The sequence below is a fragment of the Cyanobium sp. WAJ14-Wanaka genome, from assembly GCF_024345375.1.
In the GTDB taxonomy this organism is placed as follows: Bacteria; Cyanobacteriota; Cyanobacteriia; order PCC-6307; family Cyanobiaceae; genus Cyanobium_A.
This window is the reverse complement of record NZ_JAGQAZ010000001.1, coordinates 892,374-907,953: the sequence shown is the minus strand read 5'-3', so window position 1 is coordinate 907,953 and position 15,580 is coordinate 892,374. Positions and strand designations below refer to the sequence as shown.

Here is a 15,580-nt window from a genome sequence, read left to right as displayed (position 1 = left end):
CCCCACCTATGAACCGTCGTTTGCTTCGCTATCTCGCCTTCCCCTTGGTCATGTGCGGCTTCGGTCTGGCGGCCATATTGGGATTTCAGGGGTTGGAGGCGGCCTGGCTCACCTTGGTGTTGCTGCTGTTGGAGGTGTCGCTTTCCTTTGACAATGCCGTGGTTAATGCCCGAGTTCTGGACCGGCTAACCCCAGGCCAGCAGAGCTTCTTCCTCACCTGGGGCCTGGTTATTCCCGTCTTTGGCGTGCGCTTTCTGGGCCCATTGCTGATGGTGGCCATCGCCGGCCAGGTGGGTTTGGGTGAGGCCCTGGATGCGGCCCTGCGCCATCCCAACGAATACCGCAAACTGTTGGAAATTGCCGAGCCGCGGATCCTGGCCTTTGGGGGCATGTTTTTGCTGATGGTCTTTTTTCACTACTTTTTCGACGATGCCAAAACCCTCCACTGGTGGCAGGCCCTGGAAAGGCGCCTAAGTGCCGCCGGCCGCATCGAAGCCCTGGAGGTGGCCATCGCCCTGATCATTCTGGTGGCCTTGGTGTTTGTGGCTCCAGTTGGGCTGCGCGGCGATTTGATGGTCAGTGGGGTGTTGGGGGTGGTGCTGCAGCTACTCACCACCTCCCTGGCCGATGGCTTTGACTCGGGGCCCCAGATGGCAGTTCGCAGTGGCATCGCCAGCCTGATCTATCTGGAATTGCTGGATGCTTCCTTCAGCCTCGACGGCACGATCGGCGCCTTTGCGATCACCGACAACATTGGCCTGATCATGGTGGGTCTGGGCCTAGGCGCCCTGTTTATCCGCTCGCTCACCTTGATGCTCAGCCGGGAGCGGGCCCTCGACCACCTGATCTATCTCGAGCATGGAGCCCACTACGCCATTGGCGCCCTGGGCCTGGTGATGTTGGCTGGCATCCCCCTGGCCGCCCACCACATCCATGTGCCCGAGTGGCTTACGGGCTTGATCGGGGTGCTGCTGCTGGCTATTGCCCTTTGGGATTCCCTGCGTCAACGGAGGGCAAGCTCGTAAGGGCCTCCTGGCTGCCCATCACCACCATCAGCTCCCCAGTTTCCATCACGTGGGATGCCGGTGGATTGACGGTCAGGTTGTTGTCGGGGCCTACGGCCAGCACACTGACCCGAAAGTTTTTGCGCAGGTTGAGGTCCCGCAGGCTTTGGCCCACGAATTGCTGGGGCACCCGGATTTCCTCGATGCTGTTGTTGTCATCGAGCCTGAGGCGCTCGAGCAGGTTGGGGCGCACCAGCTCCTGACCAAGCCTTTGGCCCTGCATTTGGGAAGGGAAGATCACCCGGTCGGCGCCGACCCGCTGGAGCATGCGCATGTGGATGTCGCTGGTGGCCCGGGCGATTACCTGTTTGACCTGGGAGTCGGCGCTGTCCTTGGCAATCAGGGTGGCGGTAACGCTGGCCTCGATCGGTTCGCTCATCGCCACCACCACAGTGGCCATGTCCAGTACCCCCGCGGCCCGCAGCGCCTCCTCGTCGGTGCAATCCACAACCCTGGCCTCGATTGCCGGCTGCCGCTGCCGCAGCTCATCGATGGCCCGCTGGTTGCTATCGATGGCCAGCACATCCGCTCCGGCCTGGATCAATTCCTGGCAGAGGGCCGAACCGAATCGACCCACGCCGATCACTGCAAATCCACCCCTGTAGGTGGAGTTGGCCGTTTGAAGTGGTTGCCACCAGGTGCCCATGGGTCGTTAGAGGTAGAGGTCTTCGCGGGGGTAGCCCATGCGGGGTTGGGGGCGGCTACCCAGGATGGCCGATAGCAGCAACAGGATCCCCATCCTGCCCACAAACATGCCCACCATCAGCACCAGTTGACCCCAGCGGTTCAGCTGGGCGGTGACCCCCAGGTCGAGGCCCACGGTGCCAAAGGCCGACATGCAGGTAAATAGTTTTTCGAGGAAGGAAAAGGCCTTCACCGAACTTTCACCCCCCGGGGTGGGGCCGAGGCCCAGCAGCAGGGTCATCAGCACCACAAAAACCAGGGAGGCCAGGGTGATGCCTACGGCCTTAAGCAACAGGCTGTCGTCGAGGCGGCGTTTGCGGATGATCACTTCCTCCTTGCCTTCGAGGGTGGAGCGGGTGGCGCCGATCAAGACCGCCATGGTGGTGGTTTTGATCCCGCCGCCGGTGCCCCCAGGGCTGGCTCCGATGAACATCAGCACGATCATCAGCAGCAGGGCCGCATCCGAGAAGGTTTCGAGGGATAGGGGCACCGTGTTGAAACCAGCGGTGCGGGTGGTGATCGATTGGAACAGGGTGACCTGAAGGGCTGACCAAAAGGGCAGGGTTTGGATCACCCCATCACTGGCGAAGTGCTCGGTGATCAATAGGCCGATCGCACCCAGGCAAATCAGGATCGAGGTGCTGCGCACCACCAGACGGCTGTGCAGGCTGAATCGCTTGAACTGCAGTTTGAGCAGGCTTTTGCGGTTGCTCCAGAGTTCATTGGATACCCGCCAACCCAGGCCTCCCATCACTATCAAAGTGCCGATTACCCCGTTGACCCAGGGGTTGTCGCGGTAGTGCACCAGGTTGTCGCCCCAGAGGCCAAAGCCGGCGTTGTTGTAGGCGCTGATGCAGTGAAACAGCGCCGCCCAGAGCCTCTCGGCCGGATTGCGGATATCACTGAAACCGAAGGCATAGAGCAACACCGTGCCCATGCCCATAAAACAAAAGGCCGTCAGCAGGATGCGGTTAAAGGTGGGGCCGATGCCGCCCACGCCAAATTCATCGAGGGAGCGGCCCTTGTCGAGGCGATGGCGCAGGCCCGATTTGCCCTGCACGAAGCCCTGCAAAAAGGTGGTGATCGCCATCAGGCCCAAGCCCCCCGTGATGATCAATCCCGCCAGGATTCCCTGGCCAAACCAGGTGAGGTCGCGGCTCACATCAATGATTGAGAGGCCGGTCACGGTGATCGCCGAGGTCACGGTGAAGAGGGCTTCCCAGAGGCCCACGTCGTCGGTTGAGCAGGCCGGGCTAGCCAGAAGGATGGTGCCAAAGCCGATCACCAGCACACCGGTTACGGCGGTGAACTGGGGTACCGACAGCCGATGGCGCCATTGGTTTAACCCACCCAACAAGCTCGACATTTAATTCTTCAAATCCCCTTACTTTTCCCGGGCAGAATCCATTATCGCTGAGGGTTCGCTGTTCCCCGAGCCACGCACGACCGTGTAGAAGCCTCCAGCTAGCACCAGGCAAAACATCAGCAGGTAGGCCCAGGCTTTCTGGCGTGCCTGGGGCTGGCTATGAATTTCGTTGCGGGGATGGCCGCAATCTGTGCAGACCAACAGGGTTTGGCTAACCCCCACCTTGGTGACCATGCGACAGCCACATTTGGAACATGACATCGCCATAGGAGCGGATCAGCACCCTTACCCCAAACCTAGAAGCGCAGACGGGCAGCAAATGTTCACTGCAAACCAACTGGGCATCCGCCCAGGGGCTTACGATATTGAAACTCAATCTCAATAAGCCCGCGGCGATGCGAAAGCAGGCTCACCTGGCGGATTTGGCCCCGGGCCATTCCGCCACCATCAATGCCATTGAGGCGACCGCTGGCCTGCGCCACCGCCTCGAGGCCATGGGCCTGAGCCAGGGCAAGCAGGTGCTGATGCTGCGGCGCGGCTGGTGGTCGGGGCCCCTGCATGTGCGGGTCGGCATGACCGAGCTGATGTTGCGCCGCCGGGATGCGGCCTGCGTGGGCCTCGAACCGCAGCCGGCCCTGCCATGACCACGATTGCGGTGTTGGGCATGCCCAACACGGGAAAATCCACCCTCTTCAACCAGCTCACCGGCAGCCACGCCCATATCGGCAATTGGCCTGGGATCACGGTGGATTTAATGCAGGCCAGCCTGGAGCTGCAGGGCCAGAGCGCCCAGCTGGTGGATCTGCCAGGCATCTACGACCTGCGGGGCCATTCGGAAGATGAGGCGGTGGTGCGCCGCTTCCTTGAAGCCACCCCCTTGGACCTGGTGGTGCTGGTGCTCAATGCCAGCCAGCTGGATCGCCAATTGCGCCTGGCGATCCAGGTGCAGCGGCTGGGGCTACCGGCGTTGGTGCTGCTGAACATGGCCGATGAGGCCCGTCGCTTTGGGGTCTCGATAGATCTGGGCGCCCTCTCCCGGGAGCTGGAGATGCCGGTGCTGCTGGTCAGCGCCAAACACCGGCGCGGGCTGGGGGAGGCCCGCCACGCCATGGTCAAATTGCTGGCGGCTGGGTGCGAGCAAGGGAATGGCGAGCGCAGTGGCGATCGGGGTGATCAAAAGCCCCTGGCCCAACTGGAAAACTGCCTCGAGCTGGGCGATGCCGGCCTCCAGGCCCAAATCAGCCACCTGCTTGGGCTGGCGGTGACCCTGCCGCCCCAATGGCGGGACCGGCTCAGTCGACGGCTGGATGGGGTTCTGCTCCATCCCCTGTTTGGTCTGCCCCTCTTTTTCCTGGTGATGGCCCTGATGTTTCAGGCCATCTATGCGGTGGGGGTGCCCTTGCAGGAGGGCTTGGGCTCACTCCTAGATGCCTTTGGCAAAGGGGTGATCGCCCCATTGATTGGGGGCTTGCCGGTCTTTTTGCAGGGTTTCCTGCTCGAGGGGCTCTACCAGGGCATTGGCACGGTGAGCGCCTTTTTGCCCGTGATCTTTCTCTTCTTCCTGGCCATGGGCGTGGTGGAAGACAGCGGCTATCTCTCTCGAGCCGCCTACCTAATGGATGCCTTTATGGAGCGGCTTGGCCTCGACGGCCGCTCCTTCGTGCTCTCGCTGATGGGCTTTGGCTGCAATGTGCCGGCGATCCTTGGCACCCGGGTGATGCGTGATCGGGGCCTGCGGTTGCTTTCGATGCTGATTATTCCCTTCTCGCTCTGCTCGGCGCGCCTGAACGTCTTTTTGTTCATGGCCTCGGTGTTTTTTGCACCCAGGGTTGGGGCCTTGGTGATTTTTGGCCTCTATGTGATCAGTTTTGCTGCGGCGATTCTCACGGCCCTGATTTTTAAGGGCCGCTTCAACAGCTCTGAGCCCCTGGTGTTGGAGTTGCCGCCCTATCGCTTCCCCACCCTGCGCCAGATGTTTTCGCGGGCGTGGCTTGAGGTGCGCCACTTCTGGTTTTGGGCTAGGCGCTTCATCATTTTTGGTGTGATTGCGGTGTGGCTGCTAAACAACCTGCCCTTTGGGGTGGAGCCCGCCTCAGCTGAGTCATTTTCCGGTTTGATGGGTAGGGCCCTGATGCCAATTCTGGGGCCGATAGGCATCAATCCCAAGCTGGCCGTTGCCCTGGTGTTTGGCTTTATTGCCAAGGAGATTGTGCTGGGAGGTTTGGCGGTGATCTACAGCCAGGCCGATCCAATTGCCCTTGGCAATGCGATTGCGGCTGATGTCACCTGGGTTCAAGCGATTAGTTTTATGTTGTTTACCCTGCTCTATACCCCTTGCCTGTCAACGGTGGCGGTGATTCGAAGTGAATCAAAGAGTGCCAAATTCACCACATTTTCTGTGCTGTGGTCGCTGCTATTGGCCTGGGGCACCAGCTTTGCCTTCGTGCAGGGGGCGCGGCTGATGGGCTGGAGCTAGCCATCACCATTTCTTGTTGATCCCATAGGCAGCTCGATTGCCCAAAAGTCGCCAGTTGTGGGCCATTGGTCCCTATGGTTCGCGGCCACCCTTTCTTATCTAATTGATGACCGCTGCCTTCCTGCAGACGGCCTGGTTGGTGCCGCTGTACCCCCTTTTGGCAGCGGTGTTATCGCTGCTCTGGTCGCCAGGGATAATTACCCGCACGGGCCCCCGCCCCTGCGGCTACATCAACCTTTCGATGGTGCTGGTGGCCTTTGGCCACAGCGTGCTTGCCCTAATTGCGCTGCATACCAATTCGGCGGCGGGGGCTGAGGCTGTATACGCTCCAATCCGCTTTGGCTGGGTATGGCTTTCAACGGCTGGATTGCGCCTGGGCTTCGATGGCCTGATCACCGAGCCTGCCCTGATCGCGATGACCGTGATCACGGGCCTGCATGTGCTCACCCAGATCTATGCGATTGGCTATCTGGAAATGGACTGGGGTTGGCCCCGTTTCTTTGGTTGCCTCAGCTTTTTTGAGGCAGGTTTGTGCGCCCTGGTGCTCACGGACTCGCTGTTTTTTAGCTACGTGCTGCTGGAGCTCCTAACCCTGGGCACCTACCTGGTGGTGGGTACCTGGTTCAACCAGTCCTTGGTGGTGAAAGGGGCCCGCGATGCCTTCCTGACAAAGCGAATTGGCGATTTGGTTTTGCTGGCCGGCCTGGTGGCGCTGCTGCCCGTAACCGGTAGCTGGAACTTCCACGATTTGGCTGACTGGGCCCAGGGTTACCAGCAGGCCCATGGGGAAGGGGCGGCCCTGCCCTGGAGCCTCAGCTTGATCCTCTTGGCCCTGGTGGCGGGCCCCCTTGGAAAGTGCGCCCAAATCCCCCTGCACCTCTGGCTGGATGAGGCGATGGAAAGCCCCCTGCCCTCCACGGTGTTGCGCAATTCCGTGGTGGTCTTGGGCGGAGCTTGGGTGCTGCTGCGCCTCCAGCCCCTGCTGGCCCTGAGCCCCCTGGTGCAGATCGTTTTGGTGGCCGTGGGCGGATCCACGGCGGTGGTCGCCTCCCTGATTGCCTTGGCCCAAACCGATGTGAAGCGGGCCCTTTCCTTTTTGGTGAGCAGCTGGCTGGGCCTGCTGTTTGTGGCGGTGGGCCTGGGCGGCACTGCTGTGGCAGATCACCTGTTGCTGGTCTATCCGTTGCCGATGGCCCTGTTGCTGATGGCCGTGGGCACAGTGGTGATCAGCAATGTCAGCCAAGACCTCACCCAGCTGGGCGGTCTCTGGAGCCGGCGCCCCCTGATGGGGCTGGCCTTCCTGACCGGCGCCGCCGGCCTGATGGGCCTACCCCCCTTTGGTGGTTTTGCGGCCCTGCGCGAATTGCTCGTGCTCACCCAGGCCAGTGCCCAGCCCTGGCTGCTGGGGGGCCTGGTACTGCTGACCAACGCCCTGATCAGTGCAGGTTTGATTCGGGTCTTTTGTCTGATCTGGGGCGGGGATCCCAAGCCCTTCACGGTTCGCTCGGCCGAGGTGCTTTGGCTGATGGCACTCCCCACCACCCTGTTGATGGGCCTAGTGCTGCACCTGCCCCCCCTGTTGAGCCTCAACGGTGTCTTCGCGGGCGGCCCCCTGCTGGGCTGGGGCCCCCTGGGCTGGCCGCTGGTGGCCACAACCCTGGTGGGTGGGGGATCTTCGGCGTTTTTCTATCTCAGGCCCCACCCCCTGACCCACCTACCCTCTGCCCTGGGGGGCCTCCAGGATTGGCTTTCGGCCGACATGCAAACCGAGCGCTTCTACCAGCGCACCGTGGTGGGCTTGGTGGTGACCCTGGCCCGTTGGAGTGCCTGGTCGGATGAGCGGCTGGTGGATGGCTTCAGTGGCCAGGCGGGAGCTTCGGCGATGGCCAGTGCCAGGCGCCTAAGCCTCACCACATCGGGTAGGTCCCAGGCCTATGCCCTCTCCCTGGTGGTTGGGGTGCTGTTGATGGCCACCTGGTTGTTGGCCCGCACCAGCTTTGTTTCGCTGGCTGGGGTGAATTGATGAACCCGCTGCTCCTATTGGTTTTGTTGGCCTTCCCCCTGCTGGGCGGCATCGCCATTCCCCTTTTGGCACCGGCCTGGGCACGGCCTGCGGCCCTGGTGGCGGCGGCCGTGCAATTGGCCACGGCGATCGCCTGTGCCATCGGCTTGTCTGGGGCTGAACTGAACTTCAGCCAGGCCTGGTTGCCGCGGCTGGGGCTCTCCCTCGACCTGGGCCTGGATGGCCTTTCTATGCCCTTGGTGCTGCTCACCGCCCTGCTCACGGCCATGGCGGTGCTTTCCAGCCCGGTCGATCAGGGACGGCCGCGGCTCTATTTCGCCCTGATGTTGGCCACCAACCTGGGGCTGGTGGGTGCATTTTTGGCCCGCAACGCCCTGCTGTTTGTGATCGCCTATGAGCTGATCTTGATCCCCACCACCCTGCTGGTGGCCAGCTTTGGCGGCGAGAAGCGGGCGGGGGCAGCGATTCGCTTCCTTACCTATGGGGCCGTTTCCGGCGTGGCGCTGGTGGCTGCCGTGCTTGCCCTTGGCTGGAGCCAGGCCGGTGGCCCCAGCTTTGCCTTCGCGGATCTGGCCGCCATCACCCACGGGGAAAGCCCCCTGGCCCTCGGCACCCAGCGCTGGATCATGGCCCTGGTGCTGCTGGCCTTTGGCCTGAAGCTCCCCGTGGTGCCCCTGCATGGCTGGCAGCCAGCCACCTACAGCCAGGCCCCCACGCCGGTGGCGATGTTGATGAGTGGCGCCGTTTCCAAGCTGGGGGCCTATGGCCTGCTGCGTTTTGGCCTGGAGTTTCTGCCCGAAACCTGGCAGGCCTGGTCGCCTTGGATTGCCGCAGTGGGGGCAATCACCGCCATCTACGGAGCCCTCAACGCCATTTCCCAGCTCGACATGCGGCGGCTGGTGGCCTACAGCTCCCTGAGCCACATGGGCTTTTTGGTGCTGGCCCTGGCGGCGGCCACCCCCTTGAGCCTCCAGGGCGTGGTGGCCCAGATGTTGGCCCATGGTCTGATCATTGCCCTGCTCTTCTCCCTGGTGGGGTTGATCGAGCGCAAGACAGGCACCACCGCCATTCCGGAGCTCTCCGGTTTGCTCAATCCCCAGCGCGGTTTGCCCTTCACCCTGGGCCTGATGCTGTTGGCCCTGATGGCCGCGGCTGGTGTGCCTGGCTTGGCGGGGTTTGTGGCCGAACTGCTGGTTTTTGAGGGCAGTTGGTCGACCTTTCCCCTGCCCACCCTCACCTGCCTGGCCGCTTCGGTGCTCACGGCCGTTTACGCGGTGCGCCTGTTCAACCGGGTGGGCTTTGGCCGACTCGACAGCGACCGGGCCGATTGGGCCAGCACCACCTGGGTTGAACGCCTGCCATCCCTAACCCTTACGGCTGCTGTGTTATTGGCCGGTATTTGGCCCACCGCACTGACTGGCTGGAGTGAAACCGCCACGGCGGCCCTGGCTTTGCATTCCCAACCGTTCTTGTAAACCAACAGCCATACCCACCCACAGCCATGCCCCCCACCCCCATTCCCGCCTCAACCCACCCCTTCGCCGAGGTGATTCACCGCTTGGAGGCGGGCGGTTCGATGCTGCCGGATACGCCTGAAAATCTCCAGCAAATCATCGGCATCTACAAGGCCTATGCGGTGCCGATGGATTTTTATTGGCGTGATTTGCTCTACATCGCCGAGAAGGTTTTCCTAAATCCCCTACCTGCCTTTAAGTATTTCATCTCCCAGAAGTATCTGGACCTACCCAATAGCTATGGGGGCGACCAATCCCAGCTGCGCATATGGCGCGGTGGTGAAAAGGCCCATCCAGAGCTGCTGGCCTTCATGGATAAGGGCGAAACCAAGGCGATGCCAAAACTGCTGCATCACCTGTGGCACGACCGGGTCAACATGGAGTTTGCGGAGGCCTGCATGCAGGCCATGTTTTGGCACCAGGGCATGGGTGGCCGATTCAACGACTATCTAGATAGTGAGGCCTATAGGGCCAATGCCGACCGGGCCATCAAAGCCTATTTCAAGGGCAATCCCTTGATGCTTGGTCTCCATAGGCTTTTTCCGGAAATGTTTATGGAGAAGGTGCGACAACTTTCTTTTTACGCCAATTTGGGATTGTTCTGGGAGGTGATGGCGCCGGTTTTCTTTGAAATGAGTGACCTCTACGACGAAGGCAAGCTAACAAGCGTGCCCGAGGCCATGGATTTTCTGGTAAATGGCATTTTTGCAGTGGCCGGCAGGCCCATCTATCACCATGTATTCATTGGTGGTGAATGTTTTGAAATCATCCCTAAGAGTGAGGGTTTTACCTGGCTCTATGAGGCTGCCCTTCCCTACGTGGAGGCGGTTTTCTATCGCACTTCCCCCTTCAGGGGCACCAAGAGCTACAACGCCCAGGCGGGGCAGGTTCCAGCCGATCAGGCGGATTTCCACTACGGAATTTTGTATGCAGATGTCTATCCGGTGGGTTCGGCCGGAATCCCACCGACCCTGCTAATGCAGGACATGCTCCATTTTCTGCCCCCCTACCTGAAGGAGCTCTATGGCCAGCATCGGCGGGGGGAGGGGGATCAGCTGGTGCAGCTGGGAATTACCTTCCAGCGCTCGATGTACAACGTGACCTCGGCCGTAATCCAGGCCCTGCGGGCCGCCCTTTTCTATCCCTTGGAAGATTCCGATCCCGAGCACTTGATGGCTAACCGTCGCTTTTTTGAGGCCCAAATGGATCGTTTCCTGCGGCCAGAAGCTCGCCTCACTGATATCCAAAGCCAAGATTATCGCTAGCTCTTAAATCCAGGATTCCCATGGCCACCATTCTCGAGACCGCTAAGGGTGCAGGTGTTTTTAATACTTTGCTTGCAGCCGTGGATGCGGCGGGGCTTCGCTCTGCCCTAGAGGGCCCTGGGCCCTTCACGGTGTTTGCGCCCGTGGATGATGCCTTTGCGGCCCTGCCCCCGGGCACGGTGCAAACCCTGGTGGACAACCCACCCCAGCTGGCCCGAATTCTCAAATACCACGTGCTGTCCGGCTTCTTTTTGCGGGCCGAAATTGTGGCCCAGGCCGAGTGGACCAGCCTCGAGGGAGCTCCAATTCCGATCCGACGCGGTGGCGCTGGCGATGAACCCTTTGAGATCAAAAATGCCACCGTGCTCACGGCGGACATCGCCTGCGAAAACGGCGTGGTGCACGTGATTGATCGGGTTATCTTGCCGGGCTAAATCCAGGTCGATGGGCCCTGTTAGGGCAGCTGGCTGATGGCCCATTCCAGGGCGCCGTAGCACTGCTGCAGTTGGCTGTCGCTGATCCCCAGGGGTGGCAGCAGATACACCACATTCCCGAGGGGCCTGAGGAATACCCCCTTCTCCAGGCAAAGCCGCTGGATCAGGCGCCCCACCGGGTTTAGGTAGCTGTTGGCTCCCGATTCCAGTTCAAAGGCGGCCATGGTGCCCAGGCAGCGCACCCGAGCCACCTGGCTATGGAGGCTTAGTTGCTCCAGTTGGGGAATGTGGCGGGCCTCAAATTGCTGGAAGCGCTCCGGATTTTGCTGGAGTAAATCGAGGCTGGCCAGGGCTGCGGCGCAACCGAGGGGGTTGGCGGTGAAGCTATGGCCGTGAAAAAAGGTGTGGCTGGGGTTTTCGCTAATGAAGCCCTGGTAGAGCCGCTCACTGGCCATGGTTGCCCCCATCGGCAGGAACCCCCCGGTGAGCCCCTTGGAGAGGGCCATTAGGTCGGGCTGGAGGGCAGCCCTCTGGCTGGCAAATAGGGAGCCGGTGCGGCCAAAGCCCGCCATTACCTCATCGGCAATTAGTAGGGCACCACTGGCTTTTAGGAGCTTTTGCACCTCCCTTAGGAAGCTGGCGCGCACCATGCGCATGCCGGAGGCCCCCTGGATCAGGGGTTCCACGATCAGGGCCGCCGTGGGGGTTTGCAGGGCGATCTCAAGCTGGCGCAGGGATTCGGCCTCGCGCTGTTCGAGGTTTTCGTCACCCCAATGGGTGTGGGGCCAGGGGATTCGCGCTACATCAAATAGGAGGGCGTCGTAGGGGTCGGTGAAGATCGAGCGGTCACCCAGGGCCATCGCCCCGAAGGTGTCGCCGTGGTATGCCCCCTCAAAGGCGATCAACTGGCGCCGGTCGCTGCCCTGGTTGCGCCACCACTGCCAGGCGATCTTGAGGGCCACCTCCACGGCGGTGGAGCCGTTGTCGGAGAAGAACAGCCGGTTCAGCCCGGTGAGGGCGGCCAGGCGGGTGGCCAGCTGCTCGGCGGGGCCATGGCTGAAGTTGGCGAAGATCACCTGCTCCAGCTCCAGGGCCTGGCGGCCGATGGCGGCGGCGATGCTCGGTTCGGCGTGGCCGTGCAGGGTCACCCACCAGCTGCTGATCGCATCGATCAGGCGACGGCCGTCCTCCAGTTCCAGTAGGCAGCCCCTAGCCCCCAACACCCGCAGGGGTTCGGGGGCCACCGCCACCTGGGTGGTGGGGTGCCAGAGGTGGGGATGCCAGCTCATCGACTCAGGCTTCTAGGTGATCGGGTGATGCCCACCAGTACGGCGGCGCCGAAGCGGTTGTCATTACTACAGGTATTGGTTGGCGATGAACAATAGGCAGTGCCGCCCAGGGTTAGGGCATCGGTCTCCGGGCCGTTCCCCCTCCCCAACTGGCGCCGCCCCTCACCCATAAAGCTGGGAATTGTGTGATGTTGATGTTCCCCATTCCCCCGCTGCTCTTGGAGTTCAGTTCCCACCAGCTCGAGGTGGCGGAGACCCTGATTCAGGTGGGCCGCTTTGTGGTGATCTTCATTGCCGCCCGGGCCATTGCCGAGGTGATGGTGCGGCTGCAGCTGCCCACGATCCTGGGGGAGCTGGTGGCCGGCGTGTTGATCGGCGTCTCGGGCCTGCACCTGATTGTGCCGCCCGAAACCCAGGCCCAGATTGGTGCGGGAGTTGCCGGGCTGTTGGCCTCCTTAGCCGAGATCAGCCCGGATGCGGTGCGGGAGATCTATGCCGAAACCTTCCCAAACCTGCAGTCGGTTTCCCTTTTGGGGCTGTATGCCCTGCTGTTTTTGACTGGCCTGGAAAGCGAGCTGGATGAATTGGTGGCCGTGGGCGTGCAGGCCACCACGGTGGCCGTGGCCGGGGTGGTGCTGCCCTTTGTGCTGGGTACGGCCGGCCTCTACTTCCTATTCCATGTGCCGCTGATCCCTGCGGTGTTTGCGGGGGCTGCCATGACGGCCACCTCAATCGGGATCACCGCCAGTGTGTTTGGTGAGCTCAAGTGGCTTAAGCGCCGTGAGGGCCAAATCGTGATCGGCGCTGCCGTGCTCGACGACATCATCGGCATCGTGATCCTGGCGGTGGTGGTTGCGATCGTGGGTGGGGGGGCCTTCAGCGTGGGTCCGGTGCTGAAGCTTTGCCTGGTGGCGGTGGCGTTTGTGGCCGTAGCCCTGGTGCTGAGTCGTAAGGCAGCCCCGGCCTTCGACTGGCTGGTGGACCAGCTCAAGGCCCCAGGTGATGTGGCGGTGGCGAGCTTTCTCGTGCTCACCCTCTGCTGTTTTGTTGCCCAGGCGATTGGCCTGGAGGCGGCCCTGGGGGCATTTGCCGCCGGCCTGATCCTCAGCGCCTCCAAGCACTCCCACGACATTGAAGCCGCCGTAAAGCCCCTGATGGCCCTGTTTGCCACCGTCTTTTTCGTGCTGATCGGCACCGGCCTAGATCTGTCGGTGCTCAATCCCTTCGATCCGGCCAACCGGGAGGGCCTGATCGTGGCGGCCTTCCTGCTTTTGGTGGCGATTGCCGGCAAGGTGGCCGCTGGCTGGAGTTACTTGAGTGCCGAACCCACCAATCGACTCGTGGTGGGACTGGGGATGATGCCCCGCGGCGAAGTGGGTCTGATCTTTTTGGGCCTGGGTAGCCAGGCTGGGATTCTTACCCCTGCCCTGGAGGCTGCGATTTTGTTGATGGTGATCGGCACCACCTTCCTGGCTCCAATCCTGTTGAGGCTTGTGATCCCAGCCGAGACTTAGTGCAGAATTGAACCGAAACAAAGCCCATCTATGGCCTACGGCTTGAGTTTGGTTGAGATCGTGGTGGGGATCCTGCTGCTATTTGGCGGCGGCGAGCTGTTTGTGGCGGGATCCGTAGCCATTTCCCTGCTGCTGGGGATCCCCCAGATCGTGATTGGTCTGACGGTGGTGTCGCTTGGCACCAGTGCCCCCGAGCTGTTTGTAAGCCTTATTTCCACCCTCCAGGGCGGCAGCGGCGGCGATGCCCTGGCCGTTAGCAACATTGTGGGCTCCAATATTTTCAACGTGCTGGTGGTGTTGGGGGTCAGTGCCCTGGTGATGCCCCTGCGGGTCAAGAGTCGCCTGGTAAGGCGGGATGTGCCCTTGCTGTTGGGGGTTTCGATGTTCACCTGGGGAATGGCATCCGGGGGACGGCTCACCTGGCAAGCCGGCCTGGCCCTACTCACGGGCACGGTGCTGAACCTGCTGTGGGAAATGCGCAGCGCCAAGGAGGAGCCCGCCGAGGTGCAGGAGGAATTTGAAAACGAAGGCCAGGCTTCTGCCCCCGTAGCGGCCATCAAGTTGGCGGCGGGATTGGGGCTGTTGATTTGGGGCTCCCAACTGCTGGTGAAAGGGGCCACCGCTGCAGCCCTCGGGCTGGGGGTAAGTGAAACCGTTATTGGTCTGACGATCGTGGCAGCGGGCACCTCGATGCCAGAGCTGGTGACCTCCGTGGTGGCGGCCTATCGGGGCAAGGCGGATTTGGCGATCGGCAACGTGGTCGGCAGCAATCTGCTCAACCAATTAGTGATCTTGGGGATTTGCGCCACCGTTTCCGGGACCCGCGGGCTGGGGGTTGATCCCCTAATGGTGGCTAGGGATTTTCCGATCATGGTGCTCACCACCCTGGTCTGCGTGCCAATTTTCTCGAGTGGTGGCGTGATCACCAGGCTGGAAGGCGGTCTGCTCTTGGGGCTCTATGGCCTCTATCTGGTGGAGCAACTGGTGCTGAATATGCTCCCCGCGGCAGTGGATGAATTTCGGCTGGTGGTTTTGGTGGCGGTTCTGCCGGCGGTGCTGGTGTTTGTCACCTGGAGCGCCTTGGCCTGGATGAGGAAATCCCGAACTACCTAATAGGTGGATGGGTTGACGCTTCCAAGCCTCGAGCCCGCTCATCAAGGCCGAGCCGATGGGCAGGATAGAAAACCCCTCCCTGAACACCCTGTCGCTGAGATGGGGTGCAAGCGGGGTGGCGCCAGCCATGATGCTTTTATCGTCATAGGTGATTGCAATGGGTGAGCCGATCTCCATGCCCTCCCCCCAGCTGCTGGAGGAATACAGCCAGTTCTTTCGGCTGCTGAGCGAGCCAGCAAGGTTGCAGTTGCTCAGTCAGCTCAAGCGCGGCGGCGCCATGGATGTGGTCTCCCTGATTGATGCCACAGGCTTTTCCCAGTCCCACATCAGCCGTCAGCTCGGCCAGCTGCAGCGGGCGGGCCTGGTGCGCTGCGAGCGTGATGGTGTCCGCACGATTTGGGAAACCGAGGGTGATCTGGTCGATCAGTTGTGCAATCTTGTCCAATCCCGCCTTAAGCAAAGGCTTGAAAACCAGTTGCTGCAATTCCAATCCACCTAAACGGCTTCCAGCATGGAATTCTTCCATTGCCTACTGGATGGGGTTTTGATCCCAGGCTGGCGGGGATCGGCGGCGACCTCGGCGCTACAGCGGCGGTGTCGGTGTTTGCGGTGCTGGGGGCACGGGCCCTGGTTGAGACGTGGCTTAAGCGTTAATGCAGCATCCGGATCCAGATCCACCACAGCAGGGCCACCGGCACCATTGCCAGAGCGAGCACGGCCAGGCCCTGGAGCTGTTCGGAGTTCATTGCCCCCACTTTGGCCGGGTAGGGAGCAGGCTCGGGCTCCTGTTGGTCGGATCAGGCCGTCAGCTGCAGTGCACGGGCGTGATTGAAAACAT

The 15,580-nt window shown here is 61.7% G+C and carries 14 protein-coding genes; 11 read left to right on the top strand and 3 right to left on the bottom strand.

Translation table 11 applies throughout. The features are described from left to right. The first annotated feature begins 8 nt into the window (after positions 1 to 8). Positions 9 to 1,025, top strand: a complete 1,017-nt coding sequence (locus KBY49_RS05135; protein ID WP_254933657.1) for a DUF475 domain-containing protein — start codon at positions 9 to 11, stop codon at positions 1,023 to 1,025. On the opposite strand, the gene KBY49_RS05130 is transcribed toward KBY49_RS05135, so the two are convergent. Together KBY49_RS05130 and KBY49_RS05125 are read right to left on the bottom strand one after the other, a co-directional pair. Continuing rightward, the gene (locus KBY49_RS05130) at positions 979 to 1,710 is read right to left on the bottom strand and encodes a TrkA family potassium uptake protein (RefSeq protein WP_254933656.1); all 732 of its coding nucleotides are present in this window, start codon (positions 1,708 to 1,710) and stop codon (positions 979 to 981) included. The two genes, KBY49_RS05135 and KBY49_RS05130, sit on opposite strands and share 47 nt — an antisense overlap. Positions 1,711 to 1,716: 6 nt before the next feature. Then, the gene (locus KBY49_RS05125) at positions 1,717 to 3,114 is read right to left on the bottom strand and encodes a TrkH family potassium uptake protein (protein WP_254933655.1); all 1,398 of its coding nucleotides are present in this window, start codon (positions 3,112 to 3,114) and stop codon (positions 1,717 to 1,719) included. Between the two features lie 395 nt (positions 3,115 to 3,509). Between KBY49_RS05125 and KBY49_RS05120 the strand changes: the two genes are divergently transcribed. The 6 genes from KBY49_RS05120 (at position 3,510) to KBY49_RS05095 (ending at position 10,826) form a co-directional block, all read left to right on the top strand. Continuing rightward, the gene (locus KBY49_RS05120; protein WP_254933654.1) at positions 3,510 to 3,758 is read left to right on the top strand and encodes a FeoA family protein; all 249 of its coding nucleotides are present in this window, start codon (positions 3,510 to 3,512) and stop codon (positions 3,756 to 3,758) included. After that, positions 3,755 to 5,590, top strand: a complete 1,836-nt coding sequence (gene feoB / locus KBY49_RS05115) for a ferrous iron transport protein B (protein WP_254933653.1) — start codon at positions 3,755 to 3,757, stop codon at positions 5,588 to 5,590. Before KBY49_RS05120 ends, feoB begins: the two co-directional genes overlap by 4 nt. 106 nt (positions 5,591 to 5,696) lie before the next feature. After that, entirely contained in the window at positions 5,697 to 7,613 is a 1,917-nt protein-coding gene (locus KBY49_RS05110) for an NAD(P)H-quinone oxidoreductase subunit F (RefSeq protein ID WP_254933652.1), read from the top strand. Further along, positions 7,613 to 9,088 (top strand): NADH-quinone oxidoreductase subunit M, encoded by a 1,476-nt coding sequence (locus tag KBY49_RS05105; protein WP_254933651.1) that lies wholly within the window; start codon positions 7,613 to 7,615, stop codon positions 9,086 to 9,088. Before KBY49_RS05110 ends, KBY49_RS05105 begins: the two co-directional genes overlap by 1 nt. A gap of 26 nt (positions 9,089 to 9,114) precedes the next feature. Then, complete coding sequence (locus KBY49_RS05100) at positions 9,115 to 10,392, top strand: CO2 hydration protein (RefSeq protein ID WP_254933650.1); 1,278 nt, start codon at positions 9,115 to 9,117, stop codon at positions 10,390 to 10,392. A gap of 20 nt (positions 10,393 to 10,412) precedes the next feature. Then, entirely contained in the window at positions 10,413 to 10,826 is a 414-nt protein-coding gene (locus KBY49_RS05095; protein WP_254933649.1) for a fasciclin domain-containing protein, read from the top strand. 20 nt (positions 10,827 to 10,846) lie between these two features. On the opposite strand, the gene bioA is transcribed toward KBY49_RS05095, so the two are convergent. Next, positions 10,847 to 12,115: an adenosylmethionine--8-amino-7-oxononanoate transaminase gene (gene bioA, locus KBY49_RS05090; protein WP_254933648.1), complete on the bottom strand. Its 1,269-nt coding sequence runs from the start codon at positions 12,113 to 12,115 to the stop codon at positions 10,847 to 10,849. 194 nt (positions 12,116 to 12,309) lie between these two features. Between bioA and KBY49_RS05085 the strand changes: the two genes are divergently transcribed. The 4 genes from KBY49_RS05085 to KBY49_RS05070 all read left to right on the top strand — a co-directional run bounded on the left by KBY49_RS05085 (position 12,310) and on the right by KBY49_RS05070 (position 15,396). Continuing rightward, the gene (locus tag KBY49_RS05085; protein ID WP_254933647.1) at positions 12,310 to 13,629 is read left to right on the top strand and encodes a cation:proton antiporter; all 1,320 of its coding nucleotides are present in this window, start codon (positions 12,310 to 12,312) and stop codon (positions 13,627 to 13,629) included. Positions 13,630 to 13,659: 30 nt separating this feature from the next. Next, positions 13,660 to 14,742 carry a calcium/sodium antiporter gene (locus KBY49_RS05080; RefSeq protein ID WP_254933646.1) on the top strand — a complete coding sequence of 361 codons (1,083 nt, stop codon included), beginning with the start codon at positions 13,660 to 13,662 and terminating at the stop codon, positions 14,740 to 14,742. A gap of 175 nt (positions 14,743 to 14,917) precedes the next feature. Then, the gene (locus KBY49_RS05075) at positions 14,918 to 15,241 is read left to right on the top strand and encodes a helix-turn-helix transcriptional regulator (protein WP_254933645.1); all 324 of its coding nucleotides are present in this window, start codon (positions 14,918 to 14,920) and stop codon (positions 15,239 to 15,241) included. Between the two features lie 26 nt (positions 15,242 to 15,267). Beyond that, positions 15,268 to 15,396 carry a hypothetical protein gene (locus KBY49_RS05070; RefSeq protein WP_254933644.1) on the top strand — a complete coding sequence of 43 codons (129 nt, stop codon included), beginning with the start codon at positions 15,268 to 15,270 and terminating at the stop codon, positions 15,394 to 15,396. Positions 15,397 to 15,580 lie beyond the last annotated feature (184 nt).